Origin of the sequence: Mesorhizobium sp. ESP-6-2 (genome assembly GCF_020164675.1) — a bacterium.
Taxonomy (GTDB): domain Bacteria; phylum Pseudomonadota; class Alphaproteobacteria; order Rhizobiales; family Rhizobiaceae; genus Mesorhizobium.
Genome location: NZ_JAIUGT010000002.1, coordinates 425,247 through 437,351, shown reverse-complemented (window position 1 = coordinate 437,351; position 12,105 = coordinate 425,247). Strand labels below are relative to the sequence as shown.

The window sequence follows — 12,105 nt, the reverse complement described above, 5'->3', positions numbered from 1 at the left end:
CACCTTGGCTTTCGAAGGGCTTGGGAGAAACGCTATGAGCATTGCACTTATCGAGCCGATCATCGTGCAGGACATCTTTGTCAGCGGAGTCATACCGGAGGACTTGGGCGATGGCACAATGAGGTTCACCGGCTATGTCCGCCAGCGAGCTTTCGAGTGCGATGGCATCGACTACGTGGTCGTGAACCGCGTTATCAGGCCCGTTCCATCGGTTGTGGCGTCCATGCAAGCAACCATGAAGGCGCTGGGACTCGCCTGCTGTGGAGCGGAGAGGTTGAGGGTTGCTCACTGAGACGCCCCAACCAGAACAAGCTTCGCCGCCGGAACCTTGCGGTTTGTCGCTTCCTCGATCTTGGCCGCGAGCTTGAGCGAGAGCCCGCGCTTGCGGCCAACGATCAACGACAGATGCGATTCCGACACGTTGATACGTCGGGCGAAGTCAGCCTGGCTTTCGCCGGTTTTGTTGAGCCATTCAGAGAGAGGGTGTGCCTGTTCCATGCCTTATCTTTGCCATGTGCAAAGAGATACGTCAATACTTTCTTTGCGTATCGCAAACACATTTTCCCCGCCTGCGGGCGATAATGTGCAGATGGCAAAGGCAGCAGAGCAATGGCGACGGACTTTCATCCGCGAATGGCGGCTCGCGAAGGGCATGACCCTTGCCGAGCTGGCGGTCGCACTTGAAATGAACGAAGGCTATCTGTCGAGCCTTGAGAACGGCAAGCGCCGCTACAACCAAGATATCCTGGAGAAGGCAGCCGGCATCTTCCAAATCCCCGCCGCTTGGTTACTTTCTCGAAAGCCTGTCCCGGCAGATAGAGACGCGGACTATTCGGACCCTTATGTCGTCGCATCGGTTATGGCAGACTTGGACCCCTCGGAGAGACGGCGCGTCGGCGCCCTTATCAAGAGCTACAAGGATCCGAATTGAAACCGCTTGTCGACCCGCCGCGCCTGGAAAGCTCTACTATAACGGTGATGGGGGCCAATGACCCTAGTGTCGGACTTTTGATGCTCGAAACCGATGACGGTTTGGTTCAGATCCTTGTTGATGAATCGAGCGCGCGGGATCTGATTTACGAGCTGCAAGTCTTCCTTGGCGAGGAAGAGTGAGGCGCGCGCCCCATCGCCGCCGTTATGATTCCTGATCCTCCGCCTGTTCTGATTTCTGCAATTCCGACATGACCTGTGGGTAGCGCTTCAGAGTATCCTGTGCGGTGTCAGCGCCGGGAAAAATCCGGTGGTTGAGGCTTTGGCGGATATCGTCAGCTATAACTCGCGCGATTGATTCACGCGCTTGGTGTGAATTCGCTTCGCCGAACCAATGGCTGTGAGTTCCGCTGTGATTTTCTGCAAGTTTCGCGCAGCGCGCCCGCTCGGCAAGGATGGCGGCTGCCGCAAGCTCACATGCCACGAGGCCCGTCTTTTCTCCGTCGCCAGCGGCCTTGGCGAATTTGTCCTTGAACTGTCGCTGGACCTGGATCGCCATCTCTACAACGTCAGGTGGCGTTGGCGTCGCCGACATCATGGCCTTGATAGCGGCGCGGGCGAGAGAGCGAAAGCTGTCCTGCACCTCCGGCATAAGGGCGTCAAAGTCACCGTGACCAGCGCCCTGCTTACTGGAATCGGAGTGAATTGCTTTCGCCACGCGTTCGATCATCTCGCTCATTGGCGTGCCCTATAAAGCTTGACGGCGGCGTGTTCTGCATCTGCGCATATGGCTTGGATGCCTTCGCGAATCTGCTTCTCGCGCCCGCCGAACCCGGCCACGAAAATGCCAACAAGCAGACCGATCGCCGCCCCGGCTTCCTCGGTCATCTCGCCTTCGAGAAGCTGGCCCATTTTGCCAGCGAGGTCGTAAACACGCTTGTCGTTCATGGATTTTCCTCGAACGGCGCCCCGAATTTCAGCAGATGTTCTTTCCATCCCTTTGGGGGAGGCCATGGGACGCCCCATTGCGCGAGCGTCGATTTCATCCAGCCGCCCTTCTCTGTCTGTTGAGACAGTATTTCTTCCTCAGTGATTTTCTTCCGTTCCATCTGTCGTCCTCACACTCGGTTCAGGCTGGCGTATCCCATAAGACCCCCTAACCCCATGGCATTAAGCCAAGGAGCTAGGATCGCTATGGAACTCTCACACTTCGGACAAGTCCGGCTGTAGAGCCCAGGGTGCCTCTCGACTGCCCGTCCTCAGTTTCTGGAAGCGCCGTAGGACTTTCGACCCCCGCGCCTGTGGCCGAATCCAGCCGGGGATTGCACCCGGTCACCACCCCTCTTTGGTAGCAGCAAATTTCTCTCTTTGCAATGTGCAAATTTAATGTTGACATCATTCTTTGCAGATGGCAAAGTCTGATTAACAACGGAGATCCGACATGACCCCCACCGATCCCAAATTCATCATCCGTTACCCGGCAGAATTGAGAGCCAAGGTAGCTGCCAGCGCTAAGGCCAACCATCGGTCGATCAACGCGGAAATCGTTCACCAGCTTGAGAAGATCTACACGGCCCAAGCCAATCTCAATTGGATCGTTGGACCGGGCAAACCAGTCGAGACATTCGACCGCGAAATCGCTCGCATGGACAGCATGGCGGGGAACTCGTGATGACCAAAGCATCCGACACCGGCCTGCGCCAAAACCGCGTCGTCATGATGATGTCGCGGTGGCTCAGCCAATTCGTAAGCAGATCGAAGGACGCCCCGGCGCGCACAGGAGAATGAGATGAACTTCGCAGCCTACGCCCAGATCATCACGCCGACGCTGGAAAACCACGCCGACTGGCGCGCTGGCTCGGGTGCTGGTGGCAAGCGTCCCTTCCATGTTCATCGCCATCCGTCTGACGCGGGCGGCGAGTCCTTGCTAGATGTCGCTGGCCGTCCTGCCCGCTTCGCCACCCTCGAAGCCGCTGTTCGCGCCTCGCGCCGCGCCAACCTTGCACAGGTGCAGTGATGAGACGAGCCACGCCCATCCGCGATGAGGATATTTTCGAAGTGGCAATGGAACGCTTCTGGGCGGCTCCGGGCGGGAATGATGCAGGCGTCAAGGCTGTCATCGAGTTCTGCCGAGCAGTCTTCTTCGACCAAACCGACGATGCAAAGCAAGAGATGCTGGCGGTGCTCAAAGACGCGGCTGAATTCATCCAGCCATTCAACCGCGCTGAAGAACTTCTCGACCGGATCGAAGCAGTCTTTTCCAAAGCCACAGCATAGCACGCCCCCCCCCTTCAACCTCTCAACAACAGGACGCAGCCATGAACGTCGCAGCAGAGAAGCCAGGGCATACGCCGGCCACGACGTATGCCGTTAGCGCGCTAGCAAGGTTCACCGAAAAATACATCCCGGAGCCGAACACCGGCTGCTGGATTTGGCTGGGCTCGATCGACTTTGGCGGCTACGGCCGGATATTTTTCTCGGGTAAGAATTTCCGCGCGCCCAGGGTCTCGCTCATTCTCTCAGGCCGGAAAATTCCGAGCGGTCTGTACGTTCTCCATCGCTGCGATAACCGCCTTTGCGTCAACCCAGACCATCTGTTTCTCGGCACCACCGGAGACAACTCACGCGATTGCGCTAGGAAATTCCGCACCAGCAACGGGAAACTGTGGCCGGACGCGGTTCGAGACATCCGCAGTCTCCATGCGTCAGGGTGCTCATATTATAGATTGGGCAAAATATACGGCCTTGATGCCAACAATATAAAACATGTCGTGACAGGGGAGAGCTACGGCCATGTCCGTTAACCTGTCCTCGTCGGCTTTTGCCCGCCGCCAAGCCATCGCTGACAGCCAGGACTTCCGCGTCATCACGAAGCGATATGGCGGGCTGCTCGGTCCTGAATACACGGTTGCGGCAGGTGGCAGATATTACCGCTGCGGAGAACTCACCCTATCGCAGCTGAAGCGCGGCATTCGGGTCGATGAACTCGATTTGCTGGAAATCGATCCCGATGAGGAGAGCGAACTGTGACCCGTTCAGACGCCCTCATTCTCCGCGAGCACCTGACCGACATCAAAGGCTGGGTGGAGCACTGGCAGACAGATCGCCTCTGCAACCTCATCCCGACCGAGAGCAGCCTGATCATGGCCAAGGCTCACGCTGATAGCGCGCTTGCCATGATCGAGCGCATCGAACCTAACTGGAAGGAGGCAGTCTGATGAGTATTTGTTCGATAGAGGGCTGCTTTCGCAAGCACAAAGCGCTCGGCTGGTGCAATTCGCATTACTATCGTTGGCGGCGCAATGGCGACCCCATGGGTGGCAGGGTCGTACCAGGCGAGCCAGAGAGTTATTACTTCGATGTCGTCCTTTCTTACGAGGGCGACGAATGCCTGCCGTGGCCCTTCGCCAAAAGGTGCGGGTACGGCGTTTTAAACGGCCAGTCGGTAACTCGTCGCATATGCACTGACGCGAACGGCCCTCCGCCGACACCTAGACACCACGCCGCGCACTCTTGTGGCAATGGGCACAAAGGCTGCTGCGCTAAGCGCCATCTGTCGTGGAAGACTCCGAAGGAGAACCAAGAGGATAGGCTGATCCATGGGACCCACGATCGCGGCGAGAGAAGTGCAAACGCCAAATTGACCGAAAACGACGTGCGCGAGATCAGGGCACTCATAAGTTTTCTGACCCAGAAAGAAATAGCCGAGAGGTACGGCGTCGCGCCGTCGCGTATCAGCCGCATCAAACGCCGCAAAAATTGGGCTTGGCTGACCGAAATGGAGGACGCAGCCTGATGGAACACACCCTTCAAGACATCCTCGCCGGCATAGCGGTCTTCACGTTCCTGACCTCGGCGGCACTCTGGCTGATGGTGTTCGCGCCATGAACGCCCCCGTCATCAAATACTCTTTCTGGCTGGTGTTCAACGATGCAGGAAGCGCGCCGCGTTGCACGAAGAACCCGCCCGCCCTCGCCATTGATGAGCGCGCCATGTGGGTCAAAGCTGAACTGCCGCGCTCCCTGTTCACGCGGCCTCAAATGACCGCAACGATCCAGGTCAACGAAGTTCCGCAGGAACCATTCCATGTGGATATCGAGGCGGCCGAAACTGTGCTGTCGGAAGTGTTGGGCGCAACCGTTGTCTTCACGGTTCAAAACCCAGAGGACCAGCCATGACCGCCCTCAATCCACACCGGGAGCCTTCCCGGACGGTGCGACCGGCATTCTTTGACACGGCTACAGCCCAGTTCCGTCTTTCGCAGACACAGCGGCGCTTGGCCCATCGTCTACGCCGTGACGCTCTGAAATGGGAAGCGGAAGGCAATCACCGAAACTACGCGTCCTGCATCCTTGAAGCGCGCCGGTTGTGGCGTGATGCAAAATGGCATCTGGAGCGCGCCAGAGACAGCTTCAACCGATCACTAGCCTGAAAGAAGGGAACATACCATGACTTTGCGCATCACGAAAGCATCCGAGCCTATTACAGTCGAACGCCTGAACACGGTTATCTATGGCCCGCCCGGCCTCGGCAAATCGTCGCTGGCCTTCACGGCTGACACACCGCTTCTGCTCGACTTCGACAACGGCAGCCACCGAGCCGCCAATCGCAAGGACACCGTGCGTGTCGCTGACTGGTCCGATGTCGCCGGCATCACCGCTGAAGACCTCGCTCCGTTCAAGACCGTCATCGTGGACACCGCTGGCCGCGCGCTCGACACGCTGACCGCAGACATCATCCGCATCAATCCCAAGCACGGTCGTGGCGGCGCCCTCACCCTCCAGGGCTACGGCGAACTGAAGGCGCGCTTTACCTCGTTCCTGAAGCTGCTGAACAGCTTCGGCAAGGACGTGGTGCTCATCGCCCACATGGACGAACAGCGCAACGGCGATGACATCATCGAACGTCTCGACGTGCAGGGCGGATCAAAGGGTGAGATTTACAAGGCCGCCGACGCTATGGGCCGGCTGGTCATCGCCAACGGCAAGCGCCAGTTGCGGTTTTCCCCGACCGACGCCGCCTTTGGCAAGAACCCCGGGCAGCTTGAGCCGCTGGACGTGCCGGATATGTCGGCTCCGGAGTTTGACGGGTTCCTGGCAGGTGTAATCGATCGCATCAAAGCCCGCCTGAACGAGTTGACGGAAGATCAGCGCGAGGCAGTTGCCGAACAGCAGTGGTTCCGAGACGCTCTCCCCAAGGTCGAGGACCTTGCCGGCATCAACGAGCTCCTTCCTCGCGCTATCGGTGCCGGCACGGTCTGCAAGACCATGCTCCACAAGCGGGCAACTGAACTCGGTCTTGCCTTCGACAAGGCGCGCACTGAATACGCAGCCGCGAAAGAGGCCGCGTGATGCTCGCCCGCGTCTCGAACATCGAAGCCTACCGGCAGTGGAAGAACTGGCAACCGCTGTTCGAAGGGCAGGACGAGCCGACTGTCGAGGATCTTGTGCGATTTATCACCGTCGATGAACCAAGCGAGGCGATGAAGGCCGGCACTGCGTTTCACAAGGCGATGGAAAACGCTGGGGACGGCCTCCACACCCAGTTCGAGGCGAACGGCTACCAGTTCCTATTGCCTGATGCAGTGATCACGCTCCCAACGACGCGAGAAATGCGCGCCTATGGCCAGTATGGCGGGCTGACTGTCACCGGTCAGGTGGATGGCGTCGAAGGCCGAGTTGTCATTGACCACAAGACGACAGGCAGGTTCGATCCGGAGCGCTATCTGAACGGCTGCCAGTGGAAGTTCTACCTCGACATCTTCGACGCCAACGAATTCCGCTGGAACGTCTTTGTCATCAAGGAACTGGAGCCGAGGGTCTACGGCGTTTCCGCGCCGCAAACCCTGACAGCCTACCGCTACCCTGAAATGCACGACCACTGCGCGGCACTGGCGGCTGACTACCTTGGCTTCGCGCGCGTCCACCTTCGCGAAGAAATCCCCGAAGCCGCCCGCTTTTTGATGGCCGGATAATTCACCAGAGAAGCCGGAGCCGCGAATGGCTCCGGCGGGAAGGTCTTAGACAATGATGCGGTTCACAATTCGAGATGAAACGGTTCATGGCGCGTTCGATATGCTGGAGAGCCACGCACAGCCCGCAGCAGCCGCCAGAGCCATGCGAGAGCGCCGAGACGATGAAAGACGCGCCGCGAAGGCTAGAGCCTTCCTGAAGGCCACAGGTACGGTTGCAGAGCGCGAGGCTCTGTCCGTGCTCGACGAAGGCTACCAGATCGCCTGTGAGAGTTTCTACGCGGCTGTGGAAGCCGACGAGGAGTACCGGAACCAGCGCAGCAAGTGCGAGGCTGTCATTGAAGCGTGGCGGACCGTTCAATCGAACTATCGAGCCATGGGAAAGGTGGCAGCATGACGCGCGCCATCTGGATCCCGGCGCACATTCGCCGCCTCCCCGACAGGAACACAGCCGTACACGCTGAGCTCAAAGCCGCTCGCGATGCAGAATTGCGCCAGCAACGGCGGCTTGAAGAGGAACTGGCAGCGCTTATCGAGCCGGAGATTTTGGCGATGGAGTTGAGGTGATGGGCCTCGTATCGAGCAAGCTCAGGAACAGCGCGCGCGGCCAGCAATGCGCCTTTGCTATCCCCGGCATTTGCTCGCACGACCGATCCACCGTGGTCCTGTGTCATCTGCCCTCCGAAGTCAAAGCGATGGCCACGAAAAGCGATGATTTCAATGCTGCTTTCGGCTGCTCACAATGCCATGAAGCCATTGATAATCATAGACTTAGCAAGGAAGAAGAGCTATATTTTTCCTTGCGCGCATTGCAGAAAACCCAGCGAATTTGGGTCGCTTCCGGGCTGATCGTCGTACCTGAGAAGCAGAGCGTTCCCAAGCCCCTTTCCAAGACCATGCCACGCCGCCACATCGCAACTGGAGAACGGATATGAAGCTTCTTGAGCATCACAGGCGGGTGCTGTCGGCGCTGAATGAGAACAGCCAACCGTACGGCGAATATTGCGCCCACTTCAAGACCATCAGCCACGAGGCCGGTATGCCTGACATCCGCGAAGTCCGCCGCATTACTCGACATCTGGCGAGACGCGGTCTGGCCGAATATCACCGCGCTCTTTTCACTGACGACGGCGATCTTGCTGGCGCAGGATACTGCATTACGCCGGCAGGCCGAAATCTTATTTCGCAAGGGGCTTAGTCATGAGCCCCGCCGCCGAAATAATCATCCGCACCGCCCAACAGCGCAAGGAGCCCACGACATGAGCAACGCAGAAGCATTTATCGAACTTTCAGACGACGGCGAGCGCATGACTTGCAAAATGCCGGCAGACGAAACGGTTGTTGAAGTCCGTTTGGTCGATGGCTCGGTGCAGCTCGCCTACTACAGCGCCAACAATATGGAACCCGGCGATTGGGATTTCATCGCCGTCGATGCTGACGGTGAGCCGACACTAGAGGCGCCAAGCCTCATCGACAGGGTTGCAGCGTGGAGACCCCAGCCATGAGCAACGCAGAGAAGACAGCGCATACGCCTACTGAGCGCGCGATGAAATGCGCCATCGAGATGGAACTACACGCTGCTTGCTCATCGCAGACCATTGCGAAGGCTCAGGCCATCGATGATCTGTTCCCAGCCTACGATGACATACTGTCGGCGCTGGAATCCATCCTATTCGAAGACAGCGACAAAAGCGAAGCGGACCGCCTCAAGGACCGACTCCGCGCGCGATTTGTCCTCTCCAAAGCCACAGGTGACGCATGACCCCCTCCAACACCCGCGCGCTGGAGGCGGAAGGGCTGGAAGAGAAGCCGGGCGAACTGGAATTTTTCGAAGGCAAGCTTCGCGAAGTCGTCAATCCCGATCGGCAGGGCTGGTATCGCTTCAATCGCCATTACGACCGCGACGGCTACTGCGACAATCCCGCGAGAGGATATTGAGATGACCGGTTCATCCGCCGTGCCAAGCCTGTGCGCCAAATGCTCAATGCCTATCGGCAATAACAGCCTCCTCATAGGCGACCGTCTCTACCATCACGAATGCTCCCCCTACCCCGCGTGGAACCGTCGCGCCTCCTCCCGAGCAGAGCCGACCGTAAAGGCTGGCGTGCAGGTGAAGGGGCTGGCGTGGGTGGAGCGCAGCGGAGGATGGTATGCCGACCGCTACCACATATGGATATCAAGCGGCTACTATATCGTCTCTGGGTGGGATCGAGGAACCAATCCATACGAAACGCTGGAAGCCGCCAAAGCCGCGGCACAAGATGATTACGAGGCTCGCATCCTGTCAGCGCTCGCAACTCCCTCCCTGCCGGTGGGAGACGATCTGGAGCCGATTCGTGAGCGCGCCCGAAACAACGGAAGGTGGCTTGGCGAAGTTCTGGCCGTGATCCATCGAGACGGCGGCCACTATCAGGCGCTGCATGGCGACGAGAAAGCTGTTGCAGATGCCATGGAGGCTGTCGCCGCTCTCCGCACCGAGAACGAAAGCCTCAAGGGGGAACGGGACCTGTTCAAAGAGCAAGCGCGGATAGAATGCGATGCAAAGGTTGCTGCCAAGTACGAGGCGGAACGTTTTATCGTGAAGACGGACCGCGCCGAAGCAAAGCTGGAAGAGGCGAGGAAGGCGCTGAAGCCTTTCGGGGGTCGGGCGTTCGAATTTGACGGCTTGGAAGACGATATGTTCTGCAAGCCATCCGTGCAGATCAAGCACCTCCGCGCCGCCCGTTCCCTATCAGAGGAGAGCAGCAATGGTTGAGATCAGCGACAGGCTCTACGCCCTAGCAAGCCGTATCGATGCAGACGGAACGGCATCTCAGATCGGTTCTGCCGACGAAATCCTGGAAATCGCCAAGCTCGCCGCTTTCCTAGAGGAGCGGAAGGCCGAGCCGGTGGCTTGGACTAATCGGCATCAGCTTGAATTTCGGCACAGGATGACTGGCTCCATGTGGCCTGATAGAGCAGATCAAGATGGTTCGCTCGATGCTGTCGACATCCCTCTCTATCTCGCCACCCCACCAGCACCCGACAAGGTGGTGGAGGCACCGGGCTGGCGATCGATGGACAGCGCGCCGAAGGATGGCGCGCGTATCGAATTGTGGCATCACTCGGATACCCATAGTGCTGGCGGCTGGCCTGTTCACGGTTCATGGCGCGATTGGCAACCAGGCATATTCTCGTGGCGCGGCGACAGCGGTGCGTCTATCGACGCCAGAGCTTGGCGTCCTGCCGCCACCGCCCCTCAGACTGCGGAGGAAAGCCTGTGAGCGGGCTGACGTACAAAAAGCAGATCGTTCTGCGATTCCTTGCCGGCTGGAGACATGAGGTGCCGCCCGACGGTCCCGAGATTTCGGAAAAGACTGGCAACCTGCGCGAATGGGCCACGCCGATCCTTGTATCGCTCGAAAGGGGCGGCCTAGTCGAACGTCTCGGCAGGTCATTCGACAATGCCTGGTGCTGGCGCATCACCGAAGCAGGCCGTACCGCTCTCTCTGATGGGGGTGGACATGGCTGAGCGCCGGGCCGTTTCGCTTCCAGCAGATTCCTGGCCGCCCCGGATGAATGTCGAGACGGCCGCGGCATATTGCGGGGAGAAGCACGTCGAGGATTTTCAACAGCGTGTCGGCTCGACTTATCCACAGCCTCGCTGGGTTGAGAGCGCAAGGCGAAAATTCTGGTATCGTGGCGATCTGGATAAATCGCTCGGGTTGGTCGAAAAGCCGAGCGGCATGGGAGAACGTTTCGTTGGCGCGCTCGGGCAAAAGCGGCATGGTTGAACTGCCTCGCCATGTCCACCGCATCACCAAGCGCCGGAAGGACGGCAAGGAGACCGTCTACACATTCTACACGCGCAACAGGAACACGCCCGCCGCGCTGCCGTCGATCGCCCTTCCCGAGCCGTTGAGCAAGGAATTTCCGCAGGCGGTTGAGATTTGTGCGCTATTGGAGCGGGCCAACGACCGCTGGTTTCTCATGGGCGCAGAACTGCCCGACCATCGAGATAGGGCCTTCTGGCCATCAGCTATCAAGATACATGCGGCGGCGCAGCGGCGGCTTCACGACGACGCCAAGGACTTCACCGCCCTGATAGACGGCTTTCACGCCCATGAGGCGTTCAAGACGCTCGCGGCGTCCACGCGGCGCGGCTACCAGGCTTCGGCGCAACTGGTCAAAGCCGCATGGGCGTTCGATCTTCCGGCCGAGTTAACTACAGTCGATGCGCAGCAGGCCATCGACAGCCTAGGAGACACGCCAGCGAGCGCTAACCAGTTCCGGGCCTATCTGTCGCGTCTGATGGCGTGGGGCGTTCCTCGCGGCTTCAGTGCGGCGAACCCTGTGCAATTCACTGAGAAGATACCTGGCGGCGAGCCATGGTCGCCATGGCCTGAATGGGCTTGGCAGATATTGGTCGAGCATGCGCCGTTCAATCTTCTGCTGCCGGCGATCTCTGCGCTGTTCACGGGCCAACGCCAAGGCGACGTTCTTTTGATGAAGCGCCCACGCGATTCTGAGAACACAATCGAGGTCCGCGCGCAAAAGACCAAATCAACGGTATGGGTGCCTGTCCACAGCGCCTATCGGCAATGGATCGACAAAGCCCCACGCGGCGACGTCGTGCAGCTTCATGTTGGGGTGAAGGGCCTCCCCTACGAAACGACGGATGGCTTCCGGGCCGACTGGCAGCGGTTGATGAACACCGAGCCCTTCAAGCCCTTCAGGGAAAACCGCCTCGTTTTCCACGGCATCAGGAAAAATGCCGTCATCAACCTACTGGAGGTCGGCTGCACCGAAACCCAGGTCGGGGCGATCTGCAACATGAGCGAGGAGATGGTGCGACACTATGGTCGGGAGGTCAGCGTGCGCGCATTGGCGCGTGACGGCATGAAGCTTCTGGAATCGCGCTATGCCGAAGTTAGGCAGCCCGCATTGGAACAGGAACAGAACGCGAATTGGAAACCAAGCGTTAGAATTGGAAACCGATGGACCCGCGACACGCTTGCCGAACAGCGAAAAAAGAAATAATATCAGCGGTTTAAATGGTGGGTGCGCACAGGATTGAACTGTGGACCCGCTGATTAAGAGTCAGCTGCTCTACCAACTGAGCTACGCACCCACTCGGCCGGCAAAAACCGGCGTTGGCGGGCATATAGCCGCCGATGCCGATCCTGTCCAGCCCTGCCGGAATCATTTCCCGACAAATCGCTGAA

Annotated in this window: 29 protein-coding genes and 1 tRNA gene; 25 read left to right on the top strand and 5 right to left on the bottom strand. The window is 58.9% G+C overall.

What is annotated here, in order from left to right; all coding sequences use genetic code 11:
* Positions 1-34: 34 nt before the first annotated feature.
* Positions 35-292: a hypothetical protein gene (locus LB532_RS07225; RefSeq protein ID WP_224556508.1), complete on the top strand. Its 258-nt coding sequence runs from the start codon at positions 35-37 to the stop codon at positions 290-292.
* On the opposite strand, the gene LB532_RS07220 is transcribed toward LB532_RS07225, so the two are convergent.
* Positions 286-498, bottom strand: coding sequence for a helix-turn-helix transcriptional regulator (locus LB532_RS07220; protein WP_224556507.1), 213 nt, complete (start codon positions 496-498; stop codon positions 286-288). The two genes, LB532_RS07225 and LB532_RS07220, sit on opposite strands and share 7 nt — an antisense overlap.
* 91 nt (positions 499-589) lie before the next feature.
* On the opposite strand from LB532_RS07220, the gene LB532_RS07215 reads away from it, so the two are divergent.
* Positions 590-931 (top strand): helix-turn-helix domain-containing protein, encoded by a 342-nt coding sequence (locus LB532_RS07215; protein ID WP_224556506.1) that lies wholly within the window; start codon positions 590-592, stop codon positions 929-931.
* A complete protein-coding gene (locus tag LB532_RS07210) occupies positions 928-1,113 on the top strand; it encodes a hypothetical protein (RefSeq protein ID WP_224556505.1) in 186 nt (61 codons plus the stop codon). The genes LB532_RS07215 and LB532_RS07210 overlap by 4 nt, the downstream gene beginning before the upstream one ends.
* Before the next feature lie 22 nt (positions 1,114-1,135).
* Here the strand turns inward: LB532_RS07210 and LB532_RS07205 are convergent, their stop codons facing one another.
* Genes LB532_RS07205 through LB532_RS07195 form a run of 3 tightly spaced genes read right to left on the bottom strand, consistent with a single transcriptional unit; the run spans position 1,136 to position 2,039 of the window.
* A complete protein-coding gene (locus tag LB532_RS07205; protein WP_224556504.1) occupies positions 1,136-1,669 on the bottom strand; it encodes a hypothetical protein in 534 nt (177 codons plus the stop codon).
* On the bottom strand, positions 1,666-1,878 hold the full coding sequence (locus LB532_RS07200) for a hypothetical protein (RefSeq protein ID WP_224556502.1): 213 nt from the start codon (positions 1,876-1,878) through the stop codon (positions 1,666-1,668). The genes LB532_RS07205 and LB532_RS07200 overlap by 4 nt, the downstream gene beginning before the upstream one ends.
* Complete coding sequence (locus tag LB532_RS07195) at positions 1,875-2,039, bottom strand: hypothetical protein (RefSeq protein WP_224556500.1); 165 nt, start codon at positions 2,037-2,039, stop codon at positions 1,875-1,877. The genes LB532_RS07200 and LB532_RS07195 overlap by 4 nt, the downstream gene beginning before the upstream one ends.
* A gap of 332 nt (positions 2,040-2,371) precedes the next feature.
* Here LB532_RS07195 and LB532_RS07190 point away from each other — a divergent pair, with 332 nt between their 5' ends.
* From LB532_RS07190 to xerC, 22 genes are all read left to right on the top strand, one after another.
* Positions 2,372-2,602 carry an Arc family DNA-binding protein gene (locus LB532_RS07190; protein WP_224556498.1) on the top strand — a complete coding sequence of 77 codons (231 nt, stop codon included), beginning with the start codon at positions 2,372-2,374 and terminating at the stop codon, positions 2,600-2,602.
* 117 nt (positions 2,603-2,719) lie between these two features.
* Positions 2,720-2,947: a hypothetical protein gene (locus tag LB532_RS07185; RefSeq protein WP_224556496.1), complete on the top strand. Its 228-nt coding sequence runs from the start codon at positions 2,720-2,722 to the stop codon at positions 2,945-2,947.
* Positions 2,947-3,207, top strand: a complete 261-nt coding sequence (locus tag LB532_RS07180) for a hypothetical protein (RefSeq protein WP_224556495.1) — start codon at positions 2,947-2,949, stop codon at positions 3,205-3,207. The genes LB532_RS07185 and LB532_RS07180 overlap by 1 nt, the downstream gene beginning before the upstream one ends.
* A gap of 41 nt (positions 3,208-3,248) precedes the next feature.
* Positions 3,249-3,734, top strand: coding sequence for an HNH endonuclease signature motif containing protein (locus LB532_RS07175; protein WP_224556494.1), 486 nt, complete (start codon positions 3,249-3,251; stop codon positions 3,732-3,734).
* Entirely contained in the window at positions 3,724-3,960 is a 237-nt protein-coding gene (locus tag LB532_RS07170; protein WP_224556493.1) for a hypothetical protein, read from the top strand. The genes LB532_RS07175 and LB532_RS07170 overlap by 11 nt, the downstream gene beginning before the upstream one ends.
* The gene (locus tag LB532_RS07165; RefSeq protein WP_224556492.1) at positions 3,957-4,148 is read left to right on the top strand and encodes a hypothetical protein; all 192 of its coding nucleotides are present in this window, start codon (positions 3,957-3,959) and stop codon (positions 4,146-4,148) included. Before LB532_RS07170 ends, LB532_RS07165 begins: the two co-directional genes overlap by 4 nt.
* A gap of 422 nt (positions 4,149-4,570) precedes the next feature.
* Positions 4,571-4,726 (top strand): hypothetical protein, encoded by a 156-nt coding sequence (locus tag LB532_RS07160; RefSeq protein ID WP_224556491.1) that lies wholly within the window; start codon positions 4,571-4,573, stop codon positions 4,724-4,726.
* A gap of 88 nt (positions 4,727-4,814) precedes the next feature.
* A complete protein-coding gene (locus tag LB532_RS07155; protein WP_224556490.1) occupies positions 4,815-5,108 on the top strand; it encodes a hypothetical protein in 294 nt (97 codons plus the stop codon).
* Positions 5,109-5,378: 270 nt separating this feature from the next.
* Positions 5,379-6,281 carry an ATP-binding protein gene (locus tag LB532_RS07150; protein ID WP_224556489.1) on the top strand — a complete coding sequence of 301 codons (903 nt, stop codon included), beginning with the start codon at positions 5,379-5,381 and terminating at the stop codon, positions 6,279-6,281.
* Positions 6,281-6,904, top strand: coding sequence for a hypothetical protein (locus LB532_RS07145; protein ID WP_224556488.1), 624 nt, complete (start codon positions 6,281-6,283; stop codon positions 6,902-6,904). Before LB532_RS07150 ends, LB532_RS07145 begins: the two co-directional genes overlap by 1 nt.
* Positions 6,905-6,956: 52 nt before the next feature.
* Positions 6,957-7,298 carry a hypothetical protein gene (locus tag LB532_RS07140; protein WP_224556486.1) on the top strand — a complete coding sequence of 114 codons (342 nt, stop codon included), beginning with the start codon at positions 6,957-6,959 and terminating at the stop codon, positions 7,296-7,298.
* A complete protein-coding gene (locus LB532_RS07135; RefSeq protein ID WP_224556484.1) occupies positions 7,295-7,468 on the top strand; it encodes a hypothetical protein in 174 nt (57 codons plus the stop codon). The genes LB532_RS07140 and LB532_RS07135 overlap by 4 nt, the downstream gene beginning before the upstream one ends.
* Complete coding sequence (locus LB532_RS07130; RefSeq protein WP_224556480.1) at positions 7,468-7,836, top strand: nuclease domain-containing protein; 369 nt, start codon at positions 7,468-7,470, stop codon at positions 7,834-7,836. The genes LB532_RS07135 and LB532_RS07130 overlap by 1 nt, the downstream gene beginning before the upstream one ends.
* Entirely contained in the window at positions 7,833-8,099 is a 267-nt protein-coding gene (locus LB532_RS07125) for a hypothetical protein (RefSeq protein WP_224556478.1), read from the top strand. Before LB532_RS07130 ends, LB532_RS07125 begins: the two co-directional genes overlap by 4 nt.
* Before the next feature lie 61 nt (positions 8,100-8,160).
* Positions 8,161-8,406 (top strand): hypothetical protein, encoded by a 246-nt coding sequence (locus LB532_RS07120; RefSeq protein ID WP_224556475.1) that lies wholly within the window; start codon positions 8,161-8,163, stop codon positions 8,404-8,406.
* Positions 8,403-8,663: a hypothetical protein gene (locus LB532_RS07115; RefSeq protein WP_224556472.1), complete on the top strand. Its 261-nt coding sequence runs from the start codon at positions 8,403-8,405 to the stop codon at positions 8,661-8,663. Before LB532_RS07120 ends, LB532_RS07115 begins: the two co-directional genes overlap by 4 nt.
* Positions 8,660-8,839, top strand: a complete 180-nt coding sequence (locus LB532_RS07110) for a hypothetical protein (protein ID WP_224556471.1) — start codon at positions 8,660-8,662, stop codon at positions 8,837-8,839. Before LB532_RS07115 ends, LB532_RS07110 begins: the two co-directional genes overlap by 4 nt.
* 1 nt (position 8,840) lies before the next feature.
* A complete protein-coding gene (locus LB532_RS07105) occupies positions 8,841-9,656 on the top strand; it encodes a hypothetical protein (RefSeq protein WP_224556470.1) in 816 nt (271 codons plus the stop codon).
* On the top strand, positions 9,649-10,164 hold the full coding sequence (locus LB532_RS07100; RefSeq protein WP_224556469.1) for a hypothetical protein: 516 nt from the start codon (positions 9,649-9,651) through the stop codon (positions 10,162-10,164). The genes LB532_RS07105 and LB532_RS07100 overlap by 8 nt, the downstream gene beginning before the upstream one ends.
* Positions 10,161-10,412 carry a MarR family winged helix-turn-helix transcriptional regulator gene (locus LB532_RS07095; RefSeq protein ID WP_224556468.1) on the top strand — a complete coding sequence of 84 codons (252 nt, stop codon included), beginning with the start codon at positions 10,161-10,163 and terminating at the stop codon, positions 10,410-10,412. The genes LB532_RS07100 and LB532_RS07095 overlap by 4 nt, the downstream gene beginning before the upstream one ends.
* Complete coding sequence (locus LB532_RS07090; protein ID WP_224556467.1) at positions 10,405-10,674, top strand: hypothetical protein; 270 nt, start codon at positions 10,405-10,407, stop codon at positions 10,672-10,674. The genes LB532_RS07095 and LB532_RS07090 overlap by 8 nt, the downstream gene beginning before the upstream one ends.
* Positions 10,643-11,920, top strand: a complete 1,278-nt coding sequence (gene xerC / locus LB532_RS07085) for a tyrosine recombinase XerC (protein ID WP_224556466.1) — start codon at positions 10,643-10,645, stop codon at positions 11,918-11,920. Before LB532_RS07090 ends, xerC begins: the two co-directional genes overlap by 32 nt.
* 15 nt (positions 11,921-11,935) lie before the next feature.
* On the opposite strand, the gene LB532_RS07080 is transcribed toward xerC, so the two are convergent.
* Positions 11,936-12,011, bottom strand: a tRNA-Lys gene (locus LB532_RS07080).
* Positions 12,012-12,105 lie beyond the last annotated feature (94 nt).